The 16,179-nt window shown below is 40.4% G+C and carries 13 protein-coding genes; 12 read left to right on the plus strand and 1 reads right to left on the minus strand.

The window, feature by feature from the left end:
• Window positions 1–372: 372 nt before the first annotated feature.
• The 4 genes from MXE28_RS03810 (at window position 373) to MXE28_RS03825 (ending at window position 4,070) form a co-directional block, all read left to right on the plus strand.
• Window positions 373–1,251 carry an aldo/keto reductase gene (locus MXE28_RS03810; RefSeq protein ID WP_226974124.1) on the plus strand — a complete coding sequence of 293 codons (879 nt, stop codon included), beginning with the start codon at window positions 373–375 and terminating at the stop codon, window positions 1,249–1,251.
• A gap of 151 nt (window positions 1,252–1,402) precedes the next feature.
• A complete protein-coding gene (locus MXE28_RS03815) occupies window positions 1,403–2,641 on the plus strand; it encodes a multidrug effflux MFS transporter (protein ID WP_247239826.1) in 1,239 nt (412 codons plus the stop codon).
• 321 nt (window positions 2,642–2,962) lie between these two features.
• Window positions 2,963–3,439: a hypothetical protein gene (locus tag MXE28_RS03820; protein WP_021842554.1), complete on the plus strand. Its 477-nt coding sequence runs from the start codon at window positions 2,963–2,965 to the stop codon at window positions 3,437–3,439.
• 301 nt (window positions 3,440–3,740) lie between these two features.
• A complete protein-coding gene (locus MXE28_RS03825; RefSeq protein WP_021842553.1) occupies window positions 3,741–4,070 on the plus strand; it encodes a hypothetical protein in 330 nt (109 codons plus the stop codon).
• Window positions 4,071–5,036: 966 nt separating this feature from the next.
• On the opposite strand, the gene guaC is transcribed toward MXE28_RS03825, so the two are convergent.
• A complete protein-coding gene (guaC, locus tag MXE28_RS03830; protein ID WP_006556499.1) occupies window positions 5,037–6,023 on the minus strand; it encodes a GMP reductase in 987 nt (328 codons plus the stop codon).
• A 306-nt stretch (window positions 6,024–6,329) separates the two neighbouring features.
• On the opposite strand from guaC, the gene thiT reads away from it, so the two are divergent.
• From thiT to MXE28_RS03870, 8 genes are all read left to right on the plus strand, one after another.
• Window positions 6,330–6,866, plus strand: a complete 537-nt coding sequence (gene thiT / locus MXE28_RS03835; protein ID WP_021842551.1) for an energy-coupled thiamine transporter ThiT — start codon at window positions 6,330–6,332, stop codon at window positions 6,864–6,866.
• Between the two features lie 30 nt (window positions 6,867–6,896).
• Complete coding sequence (locus MXE28_RS03840) at window positions 6,897–8,192, plus strand: molybdopterin-guanine dinucleotide biosynthesis protein MobB (RefSeq protein ID WP_226974126.1); 1,296 nt, start codon at window positions 6,897–6,899, stop codon at window positions 8,190–8,192.
• A 123-nt stretch (window positions 8,193–8,315) separates the two neighbouring features.
• On the plus strand, window positions 8,316–9,608 hold the full coding sequence (locus MXE28_RS03845; RefSeq protein ID WP_226974127.1) for a molybdopterin molybdotransferase MoeA: 1,293 nt from the start codon (window positions 8,316–8,318) through the stop codon (window positions 9,606–9,608).
• Window positions 9,609–10,116: 508 nt separating this feature from the next.
• The gene (locus MXE28_RS03850) at window positions 10,117–11,394 is read left to right on the plus strand and encodes a cation:dicarboxylase symporter family transporter (protein WP_226974141.1); all 1,278 of its coding nucleotides are present in this window, start codon (window positions 10,117–10,119) and stop codon (window positions 11,392–11,394) included.
• A gap of 616 nt (window positions 11,395–12,010) precedes the next feature.
• On the plus strand, window positions 12,011–12,586 hold the full coding sequence (locus MXE28_RS03855) for a TetR/AcrR family transcriptional regulator (protein WP_226974128.1): 576 nt from the start codon (window positions 12,011–12,013) through the stop codon (window positions 12,584–12,586).
• 25 nt (window positions 12,587–12,611) lie between these two features.
• Window positions 12,612–13,481, plus strand: a complete 870-nt coding sequence (locus MXE28_RS03860; RefSeq protein ID WP_226974129.1) for an aldo/keto reductase — start codon at window positions 12,612–12,614, stop codon at window positions 13,479–13,481.
• Window positions 13,482–13,526: 45 nt separating this feature from the next.
• On the plus strand, window positions 13,527–14,372 hold the full coding sequence (locus tag MXE28_RS03865) for an aldo/keto reductase (protein ID WP_021842545.1): 846 nt from the start codon (window positions 13,527–13,529) through the stop codon (window positions 14,370–14,372).
• A gap of 371 nt (window positions 14,373–14,743) precedes the next feature.
• Window positions 14,744–16,030 carry an APC family permease gene (locus MXE28_RS03870; RefSeq protein WP_226974130.1) on the plus strand — a complete coding sequence of 429 codons (1,287 nt, stop codon included), beginning with the start codon at window positions 14,744–14,746 and terminating at the stop codon, window positions 16,028–16,030.
• Window positions 16,031–16,179 lie beyond the last annotated feature (149 nt).

Raw genomic sequence — 16,179 nt, forward strand, 5'->3', positions numbered from 1 at the left:
TGCCATGGGCACAAAGTCCTATTCCCCCAGTCGTTATGTGAAACGGCGAAGCCCTTGGTGTGGCCCTAGGGACTAAAGTAGCAGGAAGGCCAAAAGACCCTATACATCCTATGAAGCGACTCTTTGTGCCCGCGGCACGTAGGAGCAAGTAGGATGTATAGGGTCTTTTGTTTTGTTAAATTAGGTTCGGGCCACAGCCGGGCTTCGTCTTTCACTAACTCCTTTTTCAGTATAACTATACCGTATACTGCTATGGATAACTACTATTGTACTTTAACGATAAGTTTCTATATACTTAGACATGTAAGTTACGTAGAAGTGTTCACGAAGTTGTTTTTGAACGCAAGTACTTAGAATAAAAGGAGCGATAATATGACTATGAATAATTACAACGAAAAAGAAGTTATTTTGAATAATGGTGTAAAGATGCCGATTTTAGGCTTCGGTGTGTACCAGATTCCGAAGGAAGATACGAAACAAGCTGTGCTTGAAGCGTTAAAAGTTGGGTATCGTCACATTGATACGGCACAATCTTATTTTAATGAAGCAGAAGTTGGGGAAGCGATTTCCGAATCCGGTATCCCTCGTGAAGAAATTTTCTTAACTACCAAAATCTGGATTGATAACTATGGTTATGAAAAAGCTAAAGCGTCTATCGATGAATCTTTGAGAAAATTAAAAACTGATTATGTTGATTTATTCTTATTGCATCAGCCAATCAGTGATTACTATGGTGCCTATCGTGCGCTTGAAGATGCTTATAAAGCCGGCAAAGCACGTGCCATCGGTGTAAGTAACTTCTATCCGGATCGTTTGAGCGACATTGTGGCATTTACTGAAATTAAACCGCAGGTAAATCAGGTGGAAACACATCCGTTCAATCAGCAAATCGAAGCGCAGGAAAATATGATTAAAAACAATGTACAGTTAGAATCTTGGGCATCGTTTGCGGAAGGACGCAATAACATTTTCACAAATCCTGTTTTGATGGATATTGCTAAAAAATACAATAGATCAACGGCTCAGGTTATGATTCGTTGGCAAGTACAACGCGGCATTGTTTGCTTGACGAAGAGCGTTAAACCGGAACGTATGGCAGAAAACTTTGATGTGATGAATTTTGAGTTGTCCGCTGATGACATGGCGCGCATTCAATCTTTGGATACGAAGACAAGCTTATTCTTCAGCCATCAGGATCCGGCTACAGTAGACTTTTTCATTAATTTGGTAAAAGAACGTCGCAATAAATAAGGTTAATGGTGAAAAAATATGTTTTTGATAAATGGATAACAATGTTTTGTTTGAAATAACTTTTTCAAAAATATAAAGACGTAGTTTTTAAGAGACACTGATACGATTCATTTCGCATCATTGTCTCTTATTGAGTGAGGGAGTGATAGTTTTGGAATTTGTAAATAAAATGAGAAATAATTCATTTATATTCTTATCCGTGCTGGCTTCGTTGATGGCGGTTAACTCCTTATCGATGGATGTATACTTACCGGCGTTACCTGCTATGACGGAAATGTTGGGACCGGGGGCGGAACTCATAATCAGCGGCTATTTATTCGGTTTTATGATTGCGCAACTCGTGTGGGGTCCTATTAGTGATAGCATCGGTCGTATTAAACCGTTAATTATGGGTTCGGTATTATTTGTTATCGGCACGATTGGTTGTGCCACTGCCGATACCATGACAGAACTCGTTATTTGGCAAATTTTTCAGGCTATCGGTGCCTGTGTGGGGCCTATGTTATCACGAGCCATGATTCGCGACCGCTACAGCCTTGCTGAAGCGGCTGACAAATTATCCTTGATTACCATGCTCATGGCAGGGGCACCAATTGTAGGCCCTTCCATTGGCGGTTTAATTGTTGAATTTGCTTCTTGGCATATGATTTTCTGGGCCGTTGCTGTTGTCGGTGTTTTAATCGGTATCGGCACATTCTTTTTACCGGAAACATTGCCGGAAGAACGTCGCAACAAGGCGGGGATTAAAAAAGCTTTTAAAATTTATGGCGAATTATTTGCCGATTGGGCGTTTATGAAATACACCTTGTGCGTAGCTTTCTTCTATATGGGGGCTTATGCGATTATTGCCGGTACACCTTATGTATATATTACTTATTATGGCATTCCGGAACGTTATTTCGGCGCATTATTTGCCATGAATGTTATCGGTGTAGTTATTATGAGCTCCGTAAACAGAGCACTCGTTGCCCGCTATACGATGGACACCTTACTTCGGGCATCTACCTTAGGTACAATGGCAGCTGTATTATTGCTGGTTTTTATGACCTATACAAATGTGTGGGGCGTTTACGGTGTTATTTTGTCCGTAGTTTTAATCTTTGCAACCAATGGTATCATTTCAGCTTGCGCTACTGCAGCTGCCCTTGATAAAGCGGGCGACAAAGCAGGAACCGCTGCCGCTCTTATCGGCTCCTTGCAATACGGTAGCGGCATCGTATCCTCCGTAGCCTTAGCACTCTTCTTTAACAACACCCCATGGCCAATGGTAGGTACCGTCGTAGTATGCATGGACATCTGTGCTTGGCTCGCTTGGAGCAAAACACCGGTTCGTGAAACTGATGAAAATGATGAAGCAGCAGATGATGATAACATGTGTACTCAAGAATAAAATTAGGATTTTAAGTTAAGTCATATGTGGGCTCTAATTCATCATCAATTAATATAAAAATACAGTAACCACAAGGGTTTTTCCACCCCTTGTGGTTTTTGTTTTTTAGGGGGTATAAAGATAATTATGAAAATTATTTTATCATTCAGAGAATATTGTTATTTTTCATATGAGTTGATATAATAAATAAAAGTTTTCAAGATGTACATTTGTTCTGTTCTAAAATATAAGAGTACGTTTATGGGGGATATGGTTTATTGTATTTTTAGTCGATAATTTGAAGTCTATATATTTAATGCTTTAAAATGGAGAAATAAAATTGTGAAAAATAGTTTGAGGCGCCTTATAAGTGCAACTGCTTTATTGATAGTATTTTTTGGGCTATTGTTCTATCCTTTGGTAAAGGTAGAGCATGTGAAAGTAACTATAAATGAGTTTTTTGAACTGAATAGATTTTCTCTTTTGCCGGATGGGCAGCGTATATTTTTATATGACAGGAAAAATAATAATATTATTGCTAAAGACATACAATCTAGTTATGAACGTGGTAATAAATTATATGTATATGGACCTTATTTTCAGGGTATTATAGAGCGACAGAAGGATCAAATTCAGATATTTGTTGAAAATACAGAAGAAAAAGGCAAACTATTAAGATTACGTAATGAGGATGGTCTTATATTAATAAATAAAAGTGATATGAATAAAGAAGAACTTAGAATATTTGAAATATTAAAGGTGTCGACAGAATTAAAAGAAGAAACAAAGCAAAAAGAGATGATAGTTAAAATTTATTAGTATTTGATAATTGTAGACATTTTCTCATCAGGCATATATGCGTATATAAAAATGGGAGTCTTAATGAAAAATAATTGTTAAAATAGTAGATTTGCATAAGTCATATCTACAAGAAGGAGGCTAAAATATGATTAAAAATAAAATTCCCAAAATTTTTTTAGTCTTCCTTCATATATTGTATATGATGCTCCTAATATTGATGATATTTATTTGGTTAATTTCCATGATAATATCTAAATGGGGGTAGCCAAGGTATGAGGCTAATGGCATATTTCATGCTAATGTGCTGGTCGACAGAAAAATGAATATAGATTTACTGCTTCCTAAAAATGCTCTCGCGGATGCACAATATATCTATGGTCTTTGTATATATCCAACTTCGTATGGGAAAGACGGGTTTATAAAAATAGACTATGTAAATGATTTGTATTATCTATATGATGCAAATGATAAACAAATAAAGGGCTTGCAACAGGTGTATGGGGACAGGGTCATAGTATTACAGCGTTTGGAACCTGGTGATGAACAGATTTATTTACGATTAAAAGAAGGCAAAGCGGGGAAATTAGTAGAGACACCGGTTTATACAGACTCATGGGGAAAACCGATGTGGGATGAGTTTCGATTTTAATAATATTTCAGAAAAGATGGAATGAACTAAGAGTTATATACTAACACCTTTGAGAGGGAGCTAGGGATATGGATTTAAAGGAATGGCTAAAGAAGATGTGTCAATTATTGGAAACATGGATTCCACGATTAGTACTATTCATTTGTTTGTGTGGATTTCTATATGGCAATATTGCAGGAATTATAAACAATGGTAACTATACTTTTGACAAACTATTTAATGCGATTTATCTTCTGGGATCATTGGCGTTATACCTATTTCTAAAAGAGTGTATAGTATGGTGTAAAGCCATTATAAAATTTTTTAAGAATATCTTTAATTATATGAGCAGTAATTTGAATTAGTGTACACAGTACTTTTAGAACACTATATCTTGAAAGCTTTTTATCTCTAAAGAACCTTTCTCCCTGAGCTAAGATCTAATACGGCGATACCCTTTGCTGTGGCCCTAGACGCTAAAGTAGCAGAAATAAAAAAAGGCACTATACATCCTGTGAACCGACTTTTGTGCCTGCGGCACCCAAGCTCTCCCCAGAGCTAAGATCTAATACGGCGACACCCTTTGCTGTGGTCCTAGGTGCTAAAGTAGCAGAAATTTAAAAAGACACTATACATCCTGTGAACCGACTTTTGTGCCCGTGGCACCCAAGCTCTCCCCAGAGCTAAGATTGTATACGGCGACACCCTTTGATGTGGCTCTAGGTGCTAAAGTAGCAGAAACTTAAAAAGACCCTTACCATCCTATGAAGCGACTTTTGTGCCGCACTTCTCCTAGAGCTAAGATCTAATACGGCGATACCCTTTGCTGTGGTCCTAGATGCTAAAGTCGCAGAAACGCAAAAAGACCCTATACATCCTGTGAACCGACTTTTGTGCCCGTGGCACCTAGGAGGGAACAGGATGTATAGGGTCTTTCAGTTTATATATGTAGCACTACGGCCACAGCAGGGCTTCGCCTATTACGACTTAGCGATCCCCATTGAATATCGAATTCTTAACAATTACATAGTCCACTTTTCGAATTGCAGTCAAGTTATTACCGCCTGCATAGGAAATAGAGGACTGTAAGTCTTGTTCCATTTCAGTTAAGGTATCGAAAAGGCTGCCTTTGGAAGGAATGTACATTTTTTTACCCTCCACGTTTTTACGTTCGCCTTTTTGAGATTCGGAAGCGGAACCAAAGTATTCTTTGTATGGTTTGCCGTCGATTTCAACTTCTTTACCCGGAGATTCGGTGTGACCGGCAAAGAGGGAACCAATCATAACGAAAGTAGCGCCAAAACGAATGGATTTAGCAATGTCGCCATGGTCACGGATACCGCCGTCAGCGATAACAGGCTTAGTAGCCGCTTTGGTGCACCAACGAACAGCGGATAACTGCCAGCCGCCGGTACCAAAACCGGTTTTTAATTTCGTGATACATACTTTACCCGGTCCAATGCCGACTTTAGTAGCGTCAGCGCCGGCATTTTCAAGTTCACGAACGGCTTCAGGAGTACCAACATTACCGGCAATAACGAAGCTTTCCGGTAATTGTTTTTTTATATGCTGAATCATTTCAATAACGGAATTGGAATGACCGTGAGCGATATCGATGGTAATATATTCAGGAGAAAGACCGGCTGCTTTAATTTCATCAACGAAATCAAATTCTTCTTTTTTTACACCAATACTGATGGATGCAAATAATCCCTGTTCTTTCATACGTTTAATAAAATCAAGACGAGTGTGTGGAGCAAAACGGTGCATGATGTAGAAGTAATTGTTGCGGGCTAATTTTTCAGCCAATTCTTCATCAATAATCGTCTGCATGTTGGCCGGTACAACCGGTAAACGGAATGTGCGATTGCCGAGTTTTACTGAAGTATCACATTCACTACGGCTGTTAACAATACATTTATTCGGGATTAACTGAATGTCTTCATAATCAAAAATGTTTGTTGTATTAATCATGGAAGGCCTCCTTGTAATAACATAAATATCCATTAGACATTATATAGGAAAGATAGTGTTTTTGCAAGCCTAACTCGAACAGTATGATTTATATATCGTTTTAATGTTCGGGTTTTGTAAATGCCATGTTTGCTTTTTGTAAAAACTCCGATACTTGGGGCAAAAAACGGTATTGAGTTGATTTATACTTCGCTCTGGCGGTATAATTAAATTATATTTGCAAGCAATTGGGTAAAAAGCTTAAGGAGAACGCAAATCATATCTTTACTGTTGTTGTGATAACGACCCATGGTCGGGAGGATATTTATGGAACAAAAACAACGTACAAGAATGTTGGTGGAAGCGGGTTTATCGATTGCAATCGCATATGTATTACATTTTGTAGTCCTCTTTCAAATGCCGCAAGGCGGTTCGGTGAATGCAGCCAATTTGGTACCGCTTATCATTTTTGCCATTCGTTGGGGTGGTAAGTGGGGTGTCATAACTTGTATGGCTTACGGTATCATCGATTTTTTGCTGGGCTTCAAATTTTCGCTTCATTTTTTAAGCATCTTACTGGATTATATTTTAGGCTATGGTGCCATCGGTGTTGCCGGTTTCTTCGGTAACAGCCGTGTACGCGCTATTTGGGGCGTTACAGCCGGATGTGCATTACGCTGGGTCTGCTCCGTTGTGTCGGGCGCTGTCGTATTTGCTTCCTATGCACCGGCCGGTCAAAACCCATGGATTTATTCTATGATTTATAATGCCAGTTATATGGTGCCGGAATTAGTTATTAATATGGCGGTTATAGTACTGTTCTATAACCGTATTATGAAAGGAATTCGTTCGGCGCGCGGTTAATTGTGGCTGAATGAGTTAATGGAGTTATTTATGAAACGTCTTTTAGTAGAACGTACAGATATGAACCAATTGCATGATATGGGGCTTCTCATAGTGTGTGGCGGTCAAAGTACTCGCATGGGACGTGACAAAGCATCGTTGCCTTGGCAAGAAGGCACACTTTTGACCTCGCTCATGACCAGGGCGAGGTCCTTTGCTTTTTCACATATCGTTATCGCCGGTAATCAGCCGGTCGATTTACGAACTTTACCGGGTGAACTCTATGCTATGCATCCTTTATCGGATTTAAGTGGTCGGGTACGCCTTAGTGATGCTGAATTGGCCACCGTAGAGCCTCATGATGTGCATCGTTTGGAATGGGTTTTGGAAAACGAGCGGACCTTATCTATCTTTTTAACGGCCGATCAGGGCGAACCATGCGGCCCTTTGGGCGGTTTGGCGGTCGGCCTTAGTGAAGGGCATTGTGATGCTTATTTGGCGGTGTCGGTGGACATGCCGTTATTTGACAATTTTGACTTTGGCGATGTAACAAAACTTCGCTCGCATTTGGGGAGAACCCCGGTAGATTGTATTGTGCCTACTATAAATGGCAACTTAGAACCTTTGGGGGCCTTATATAGCCAGCGTTGTCTGCCGGTTATTATAAAGTTGTTACAGCAAGGGGAACGCCGTTTGCGGGCCATTTTTGACCATTGTCCGACAGAATATGTCGATGTATCGGCTAACGCCTATGCCTATAAAAATGTAAACACTTATAATGAATATAAGGCGATTCGCGCTTTAGCGTATAACAGTACTCGTCAAAAACCGATTATTTCCGTGGTGGCCAGTCAGTCTAAAACGGGCAAAACCGAAGTGGCTACGCGCTTAATTAAGGCTTTGGATGCTCTTGGCTATGAAGTGGGTTTTGTCAAAAGTGATGGTCACGGTTTTACCATGGATTCAGAAGGAACTGATACATGGAAGGCCGATAACGCCGGCGCGAAGGCTGTAGCCATTGCCGGACCTACCGGGTATGCGATTTTAAATAAAACGGAGGGGCCAACCGATTTAATGACCTTGGCCGAACAATTGCCGGTCGATATTGTAGTTATGGAAACGCGGAGCCGCGGTGTAGAGCCGATTATTGAAGTGGTAACGGAGGCACCGACGAATTTTGAAAACTGCATTACGCCGGTTGATAAATTATTGGCCGTGGTGTATATGAACGACAATGAGGCGTTTTCACAAGAAAATGTATTACCGTCAGACGGCGTAGCTGTGTTTTCATTACATGACATAGAATCATTGGCCAACTGGTTGGTAAAAGAAGTGTGCTTTAATTAAGTCATTGTAGGAATTTGTATTTTATTTTAAGAAATATACTATTTAAGATGATGTAGCAGATATTGCAGTTTTTTCAAAAGGTATATTTTATTTAGATTATAAAAAAGCTGAGGAGGTGACCGTATGGAAGGCATTACGGTTGAAGCGGCGCGAAGTAAATTATTGGATTTGGTAGCACAGTTACCGCCCCGAGAAACAGAGAATATTCCTTTAGAAGATGCGTTGGGCCGCGTTTTAAGCACAGAACTGACTGCCAAGACAAGTATTCCGCCATTTCGTAAGGCTCCTTATGATGGTTATGCCATTGTACATAGTGAAGGACAATCGCAGTTTACGGTTATTGCCACAATCGGTGCGGGTGAAAAATATGAAGGCAAAGTTCTTCAAGGTGAAGCTGTGCGCATCATGACGGGCGCACCGGTGCCTGATGATTGTGACACCATTGTTATGCAGGAACGCTGCCGTTTGTGCTCCGATGATGGGATACCGTTGCAGCATTCGCAGGTGCGCGACGTAATGGAACCTATGGGTTACGATATTTTAGTAAACGGCGTTATTGAAAAAGGCGAAAATATTATTCCGGAAGGCGAAGAATGTGCCGAAGGGGATATATTGATGGATGGTGGTGTTTTATTGGATGCAGGCCGTATGTCTGTAGCAGCCGGGCTCGGGCATCGACAATTGCCGGTATATAAAGAACCTAAGGTTGTAGTTTTAACTTCAGGTCGCGAAGTGGTGCCCCTTTCAGAAACGCTGCAAGGTGCTCAAATCTACAACTCTAATCTTTATATGCTGGAAGGTTTGTTGAAGGAGCAAGGGGTTACCGGTTTTAAAGCACATCATGTAAGTGACGATCCGGATAAGTTGGATGAAGAAATTGAAACAGTTCGTCAGTTGGCGGCTGATGCGGACTTAATTATAAGCACCGGTGGTGTATCTGTGGGCCTCTTTGATTCTATGCCGGCGATTTATGAAGCCTTAGGGGCTGAAAAATTGTATGATCGCATCTTCATGCGTCCCGGTGCCGCTTCCTATGGCGGTGTGATTCGTCGTGAAAATGGTGGTCTTACTTTTTGCTTGGGCCTTTCCGGTAACCCTACAGCGGCGTATAATTGCTATCATTTGTTAGTTTTACCGGTATTGCGTAGTTTGCAAGGACGACGCGATATCATGTTACCGGTAGTTATGTTAAAACTGGGCAGTGGCATTCACAAAAAGAACCCCTTTGATCGTTATGTGCAAGGGGCCATTACCTGTGAATCAGGGGAAGCCGTGTTCATGCCGAATCGTGTATTCACTTCCAGTGCTTTACTGGGACTTGCCCACGCCAATGGTATGGCAAAATTGGAACAAGGTCAGCATAACTATGAAGAAGGGGATTTAGTGGCCGTATCGCTATTGAAGGCTCATGAATAAATTCTTTTGTGGCAGCTCACCAATAAGGTTTACAAACTAACTATCGCCATCAGGATTCGATAAGGCTTATTAAAAATTTCTTATGACAACTCACCGATAAGGCCTATTAAAAAATCTCTTATGACAATTACCATAAGGCTCAATTATCAGTAGCGATTTATGGGTATGCAACTATAAAGGACATCTTCCGTGTTTTGTACATGTGACAGATGTCCTTTTTGTATAAACAATTATAAAAACGTATAATTAGTCATTCTATAGCAAATTGCAAGGAACGAACTTTTTTGATATAATAGAAAAGCTTCATGTTAATTCAAGGGTATTTCAAGCGTAGTTATAATCCATTGGAAGAAGTAAAACCAATGGTTTATAACTCTTTTTTATTTTCTCCTTATTCTAAAACTATGACTTGAGATTTGCCTATCTCAAGTCGAATTACCCTTGAATTAATGAAGGCTCATTTGAAATAATTTATATGTATGCGAAAAAGGAAGTGATTGCATTGGCTATGTTAAAAAAATTAAGTCTGGCTTCATGGATTATTATCGGCTTAGTGGCAGGCGTTATCGTGGGCGGCGTAGCTCCGGAGTTTGCCAAAAGTCTAAAACCATTGGGCGATGTATTTATCCGCATGATTAAAATGATCGTGGTACCGCTCATTTTTAGTTCCTTGGTCATGGGGATTGCCGGAACCGGTGATTTCAAAAAACTCGGACGTTTGGGCGGTAAAGCGATTTTATGGTTCGAATTTGCTACCAGTTTGGCATTAATCGTAGGCTTATTTGCCGTTAATGTCATGGAACCGGGCGTTGGCGTAGCTTTAACGCAAAACGGTGCTTCCGAAGTAGTTAATAAAGCGGCGTCTGCTCACGGTATCGACCATGTTGAAATGCTCGTTAATATCGTTCCGACCAATATCGTTGATGCTATGGGACGTGGCGATATGCTCCAGATTATTTTCTTCAGTTGTTTATTCGCCATTGCCGCAGCCAGCACGGGTAAAGACGGCCGTCAAATCATCGACTTATCCAAAGATTTGGCACACATTATGTTCAAAGTTACTCATTATATTATGTATGTGTCGCCAATCGGTATTTTCGGCGCCATTGCCTACACGGTAGGTGAATTCGGCCTCGGTATGTTATTACCGCTTTTAAAACTCGTTCTTTGTTTATACTTAGCCTTGATTCTATTCTTGGTCATCGTAATTTCCATTGCCTCTTTTTTGACAAAAACCAATTTATTCCCGTTGTTAAAAGTCTTAAAAGAACCATTGGTATTGGCATTCTCTACGGCAGCCAGTGAAGCGGCGTTGCCGATTGCCATGGAAAAATTGGAACGCGCCGGCCTTCCTAAACACATTGTAAGTTTCGTGTTGCCGTTAGGTTATACCTTCAACTTGGACGGCTCCACCTTGTATAGTGCGTTAGCTGTTGTATTTATCTCGCAGGTTTACGGTATTCCGTTCCCATTGGAATTACAGTTGTTGATGCTTGTTACCTTGATGCTTTCTACAAAAGGCATCGCCGCGGTACCGGGTGCATCTCTTATCGTAATTGCCGGTACGGCGGCCGCTTTCGGTTTGCCGGTAGAGGGCATTGCCATTATCCTCGGTGTTGACCGTATTCTTGATATGGCCCGCACCTTCTGTAACGTAACCGGTAACTGTGTGGCCGCAGCCGTTGTGGCTCGTTGGGAAAACGAAATCTCTGCCGATGACTTGGCTAAACGCATGAAAGAACCGTTTAGTGAGGAAGAATTGGAGAACTTAGAATTCTCGAAATAAAGTTTTCGAAATGAAATAGTTGTCGGTGCGGTAAACGGCCGTTGCATAGTTATTTTGCGGTCGCCATGATACCGATAGACACTCAAAAACCCCTATACCTATCTACTCCCGGGCTCTTTCAGTGCAAAGGTCGTGTGATAGGTATAGGGGCTTTTTTCGCTTCTTTCATAGGCATTTATGGCAACCCTGTAAAATATCTATACTCACTGGCCGTTTCAAAGCACCGGCACCGTATTTACATTTCTCAGTGGGGGGAAGGGTAACTCCTCCACGGCGTGAGATGATAATACGCTGTTGGTGCTTGTAATCACGTTTAATCGCTAAACGGCTCGGATATTTAGCTTAAAATTGAGATGATATAAGATACGAAAGGCACTATCCCATTACGCGACTCTTGCTCTGAAAGAGCGTAGGAGCATATGGGATAGTGCCTTTCGTATACCCACAATTAAAGTCTGAATATCCGAGCCGGAATCAGTGGTTTGAACGTGTTACTTCACCAACAGATATTTTATTGAACAAAATTCATTGACTTCCATTCAGTGAATGTGATACAATGTACACATAGTTCGAAAAGATTGGATGTGATGATATGAATAATCGGCAGTTGGCTGCCTTGGAAACAAAGAAAAATTTATTGGCGGCGGCTAAGAAGATTATTAGAGAAAAAGGTCTTGTAAATACTTCGGTGGCGGAGATTGCAAAAGCTGCAGGCGTTGCCAACGGCACGTTTTATACATATTTTAAACGTAAGGAAGATATAGTATATGAACTTGGCCTTGAAATATATGAGGAGCTTATAGAGAGAGCTAAGAATTATGAAGGAACATTTTTAGAGCGACTTACATTTTTTATGACGAGTTTTTCGGCAGATATCGAAAAAAGCAGTTTAAAGCTTTGCCAGGAATGGGTACGCAATACTGTGAATCCAAATTTAGTCGAAAATCCTGAGCATCGTAATAAAATATATATGGATATAAACACAGTGAAGTCTTTATTGGAAGGTGGTGTTGCTCGCGGGGAGTTGAAGGCCGATACGCCGGTAGATGTTTTGGCGCATACAATTATAGATATCTTGTATGGTCAGATGCTCTGTTGGAATATGACTGACGGTGCCTATAGTTTTAAGGAAAGAACCAAAGAGTTTTGTAATATATTTTTAAAATCGTTAATGACACCTTATATTGTGTAAAAATTGACAAAAAGGAGAGATACTTATGACTACAAAGATTCCTACAGTTACATTGAATGATGGCGTGAAAATTCCGGTATACGGTTTTGGTACATTCCGGATTCCTGCTGACGGCAGCACCTATAAAGCAGTACGTGAAGCTTTGGACTTGGGCATTCGCCATATTGATACGGCCGTTGCTTATTTTAATGAAGCAGAAGTGGGGAAAGCAGTTCGCGAAAGCGGCATTCCTCGTGAAGAAATTTTTGTTACCAGCAAACTTTGGTTACAAGATTATGGCTACGAAGCGGCTAAAAAGGGGATTGAAACATCCCTTCGTAAATTAGGCCTGGATTACATGGATTTGTATTTGATTCATCAGCCATACGGTGATGTGCCGGGGGCTTGGCGTGCCATGGAAGAGGCGAAAGCTGAAGGCAAGATTCGCTCCCTTGGTGTAAGTAATATGACGCCGAAGATTTGGAATCAGTTTGTGCCGCAGTTTAAAACGATGCCGTTCGTTAATCAGGTGGAATTCAATCCATATTATCAGCAAAAAGATATCCGCGCTATTATGGCCGAACATGATGTGAAATTAGAAGGCTGGGGTCCATTGGGGCAGGGGAATGCTAATTTGTTGAAGGACCCTGTGATTACAAAAATTGCGGATGCTCATGGTAAAAACGCCGGCCAGGTTATTCTTCGTTTCGAAGTGCAGGAAGGGATTATCGTTTTCCCTAAATCCACGAAGCCGGAACGAATCAAGAGCAATATGGATATTTTTGACTTTGAATTGACCGAGAGCGAAATGAATGAAATGCGTGGTCTTGACACCGGTAAGGGCGTACACAACCCTGATAATGAAGGTGTAGCCGAGTTTTTACTTGCAAACTATGATGTGCATGCCAACGACTAATTAATATTTACATAGTCAAGGAGATATAGAATAAGGAGAGAAATTATGGAATACAGAGAGTTATATAATGGTGTAAAAATTCCGATGCTTGGTTACGGTGTTTTTCAGATTCCGGACCATGAAGAAGCTAAAAAATCCGTGGCAACGGCTTTGAAAAACGGTTACCGTTTGATTGATACGGCTCAGGCCTATTTGAATGAAACGGCTGTTGGCGAAGCGATTAAAGAAAGTGGCATTCCGCGCGAAGAAATTTTCATTACCACCAAAGTTTGGGTTCAAGATTATTCGTATGAAAAGACTATCAAAGCGGTGGAATTGTCGTTGGAACGTCTTGGTGTAGAGTATATTGACCTTATGCTCCTACATCAGCCAATCGGTGATTATATTAATGCGTGGAAGGCTCTTGAAAAGTTATATAAAGAGGGCAAATTGAGAGCTATCGGCATGGCTAATTGCTATCCGCACGTAATTGCTGATCTTTGCATGACATTTGAAATTAAACCGATGATTAACCAAGTGGAATTACATCCGTTTTTTCAACAACAGCTTAACCTTGATACAATGAAGGAATACGGCGTTATACCGGAAGCTTGGGGACCTTTTAACGAAGGTAAACGTAATTTATTTACCGATCCGATTTTGACGGCCATTGGTAAAAAATACAATAAAACAGCGGCACAGGTTGCTTTGCGCTGGAATATTCAACGTGGCGTTATTGTAATTCCTAAATCAGTTCGGGAAGAACGTATGCAACAAAACATAGATGTCTTTGATTTTGAACTTTCTCAGGAAGATATGGATCAAATCAAGACAATGGATATCGGCCATAGCGAAATCGTAAATCACTTTGACCCTGAATTTGTGAAGATGTTGCATAATCATAAAGTATGATAGTCGGCCGTGAGGTAAAAAGCTATCGCACAGTAATTTTTCGGTCGCAGTAATACTTTGGGACTTAAAAATCCCCCTACCTATCTACTCCTGGGCTCTTCCAGAGCAAAAGTCGCGAGATAGGTAGGGGGATTTTTGCGTTATTATCATAAGCATTTACTGCTATGCCGAAAAATTACATCTGCAAAAAGCTTTTTCCAATCACGGCCGGCGTATTCATACCTAAGATTTGGGGCAGTGAGTAGAGAGTAAATATCCTATATTGATCTTCGGATATATAAAACAGAGCCTGCTAGAATAATTCTTTAGATTGACTTTTAATGTCGACATCCCTATAATAAGGACAAAGTTTTGATTAGGGAGGACATTAAATGAATGATAAAAAGTGGAATTTACAAACAATCGTTCTGTACGGGATTAACAGTGTTATAGGTAGTGGAATTTTTTTGCTACCGGGTTCAGCCTATGATCATTTAGGCCCGGCTAGCCTTTTGGCCTATTTATTTGTGTTTGTTTTGGTTATGTCTATTGCTCTTTGTTTTGCGGAGTGCGGCAGTATGTTTGAACAGTCCGGTGGACCATATCTTTACGCGAAACAAGCATTTGGGGATTTCTTTGGGTATGAAGTAGGGGTTATGAAATGGATTGTTAGTATAATCGCCTGGGCGACTATGGCCGTTGGCTTTTCCACTGCTTTATCAGCATTGATTCCGCAAATTGCCTCTCCTGTATTGCAAAAGACTATAGCTATCGGGATAATTCTTACTTTAAGCTTGGTTAATCTTTTAGGGATAAATATTATGGCGTATTTAAATAATATTGCTACTGTAGCGAAACTAATTCCTATGGCAATATTTATTTTAGGGGGAATTTGGTATGTAGAGGGAAGCAATTATACTCCATTTATCCCGGCAGATTTGACAATTAACTCTGTGTCCACAGCTTTTATTATTGTATTTTTTGCTTTTACAGGTTTTGAAAACTTAGGTGTAGCTGCCGGGGATATGGAGAATCCAAAAAGGAATGTTCCGTTGGCTTTAATCATATCCATGTCTTTCGTATCGGTAGTCTATTTTTTCGTTCAGTTTAACTGTGTTGGTATTTTGGGCGCTGATTTAGGCGGAACGAAAACGCCCGTAGCAGATGCTATGGGGCGTGTTTGGGGGAGTAACGGCTTGTTGCTGGTAACGCTGGGGACCTTAATATCTATAGGCGGGTTGAATATTGCAAGTTCTTTTAATACGCCACGATGTGCTCAAGCATTGGCAGAAGGCAGACTGTTACCTAAATTTATGATGAAAAATAATAAATATAATGTGCCTTATATTTCGGTGCTTATTACAGGAGGATTGGCCATTTTATTAACCTTGACAGGAAGCTTTGCAGAACTAGCCGCAATTAGTGTTATCAGTCGATTTAGTCAATATATTCCGACTTGTATTGCTGTTCCAGTTTTAAGGAAAAAGAGTTTTGGTCATGCAGGTTATAAAGTGCCGTTTGGGCTATTAGTTCCGGCAATTGCAGTAGTTGCTAGTTTATGGCTCTTAGCTAATGCAGATTTATATAAATTAGTAACCGGCCTTGGTGCGATGGTTCTTGTTGCACCTTTGTATATTCTTATGAAGAAATATAGTTCAGTTGAAAATAGCCGGCCGTGAGAGGAGGGCTTATAAATGAGATTGAATTATGTAAATAATTAATTATGCTAAATAAGCATAATTGAAAAAAGGAATTTGCAATTACGATATAGAATTTACTTGTATCAGCAACTTTTGTTGACTTGTTAGTTTAGACGTATTAGTTTAGA

The organism is Veillonella sp. KGMB01456, assembly GCF_023051165.1.
In the GTDB taxonomy this organism is placed as follows: domain Bacteria; phylum Bacillota; class Negativicutes; order Veillonellales; family Veillonellaceae; genus Veillonella_A.

Excerpts from the sequence above, each read along its gene's own strand:
- MXE28_RS03810 (WP_226974124.1), top strand. The coding sequence starts at position 373 with ATGACTATGAATAATTACAACGAAAAAGAAGTTATTTTGAATAATGGT.
- MXE28_RS03825 (WP_021842553.1), top strand. The coding sequence starts at position 3,741 with ATGAATATAGATTTACTGCTTCCTAAAAATGCTCTCGCGGATGCACAA.
- guaC (WP_006556499.1), bottom strand. The coding sequence starts at position 6,023 with ATGATTAATACAACAAACATTTTTGATTATGAAGACATTCAGTTAATC.
- thiT (WP_021842551.1), top strand. The coding sequence starts at position 6,330 with ATGGAACAAAAACAACGTACAAGAATGTTGGTGGAAGCGGGTTTATCG.
- MXE28_RS03840 (WP_226974126.1), top strand. The coding sequence starts at position 6,897 with ATGAAACGTCTTTTAGTAGAACGTACAGATATGAACCAATTGCATGAT.
- MXE28_RS03845 (WP_226974127.1), top strand. The coding sequence starts at position 8,316 with ATGGAAGGCATTACGGTTGAAGCGGCGCGAAGTAAATTATTGGATTTG.
- MXE28_RS03850 (WP_226974141.1), top strand. The coding sequence starts at position 10,117 with ATGTTAAAAAAATTAAGTCTGGCTTCATGGATTATTATCGGCTTAGTG.
- MXE28_RS03860 (WP_226974129.1), top strand. The coding sequence starts at position 12,612 with ATGACTACAAAGATTCCTACAGTTACATTGAATGATGGCGTGAAAATT.
- MXE28_RS03865 (WP_021842545.1), top strand. The coding sequence starts at position 13,527 with ATGGAATACAGAGAGTTATATAATGGTGTAAAAATTCCGATGCTTGGT.
- MXE28_RS03870 (WP_226974130.1), top strand. The coding sequence starts at position 14,744 with ATGAATGATAAAAAGTGGAATTTACAAACAATCGTTCTGTACGGGATT.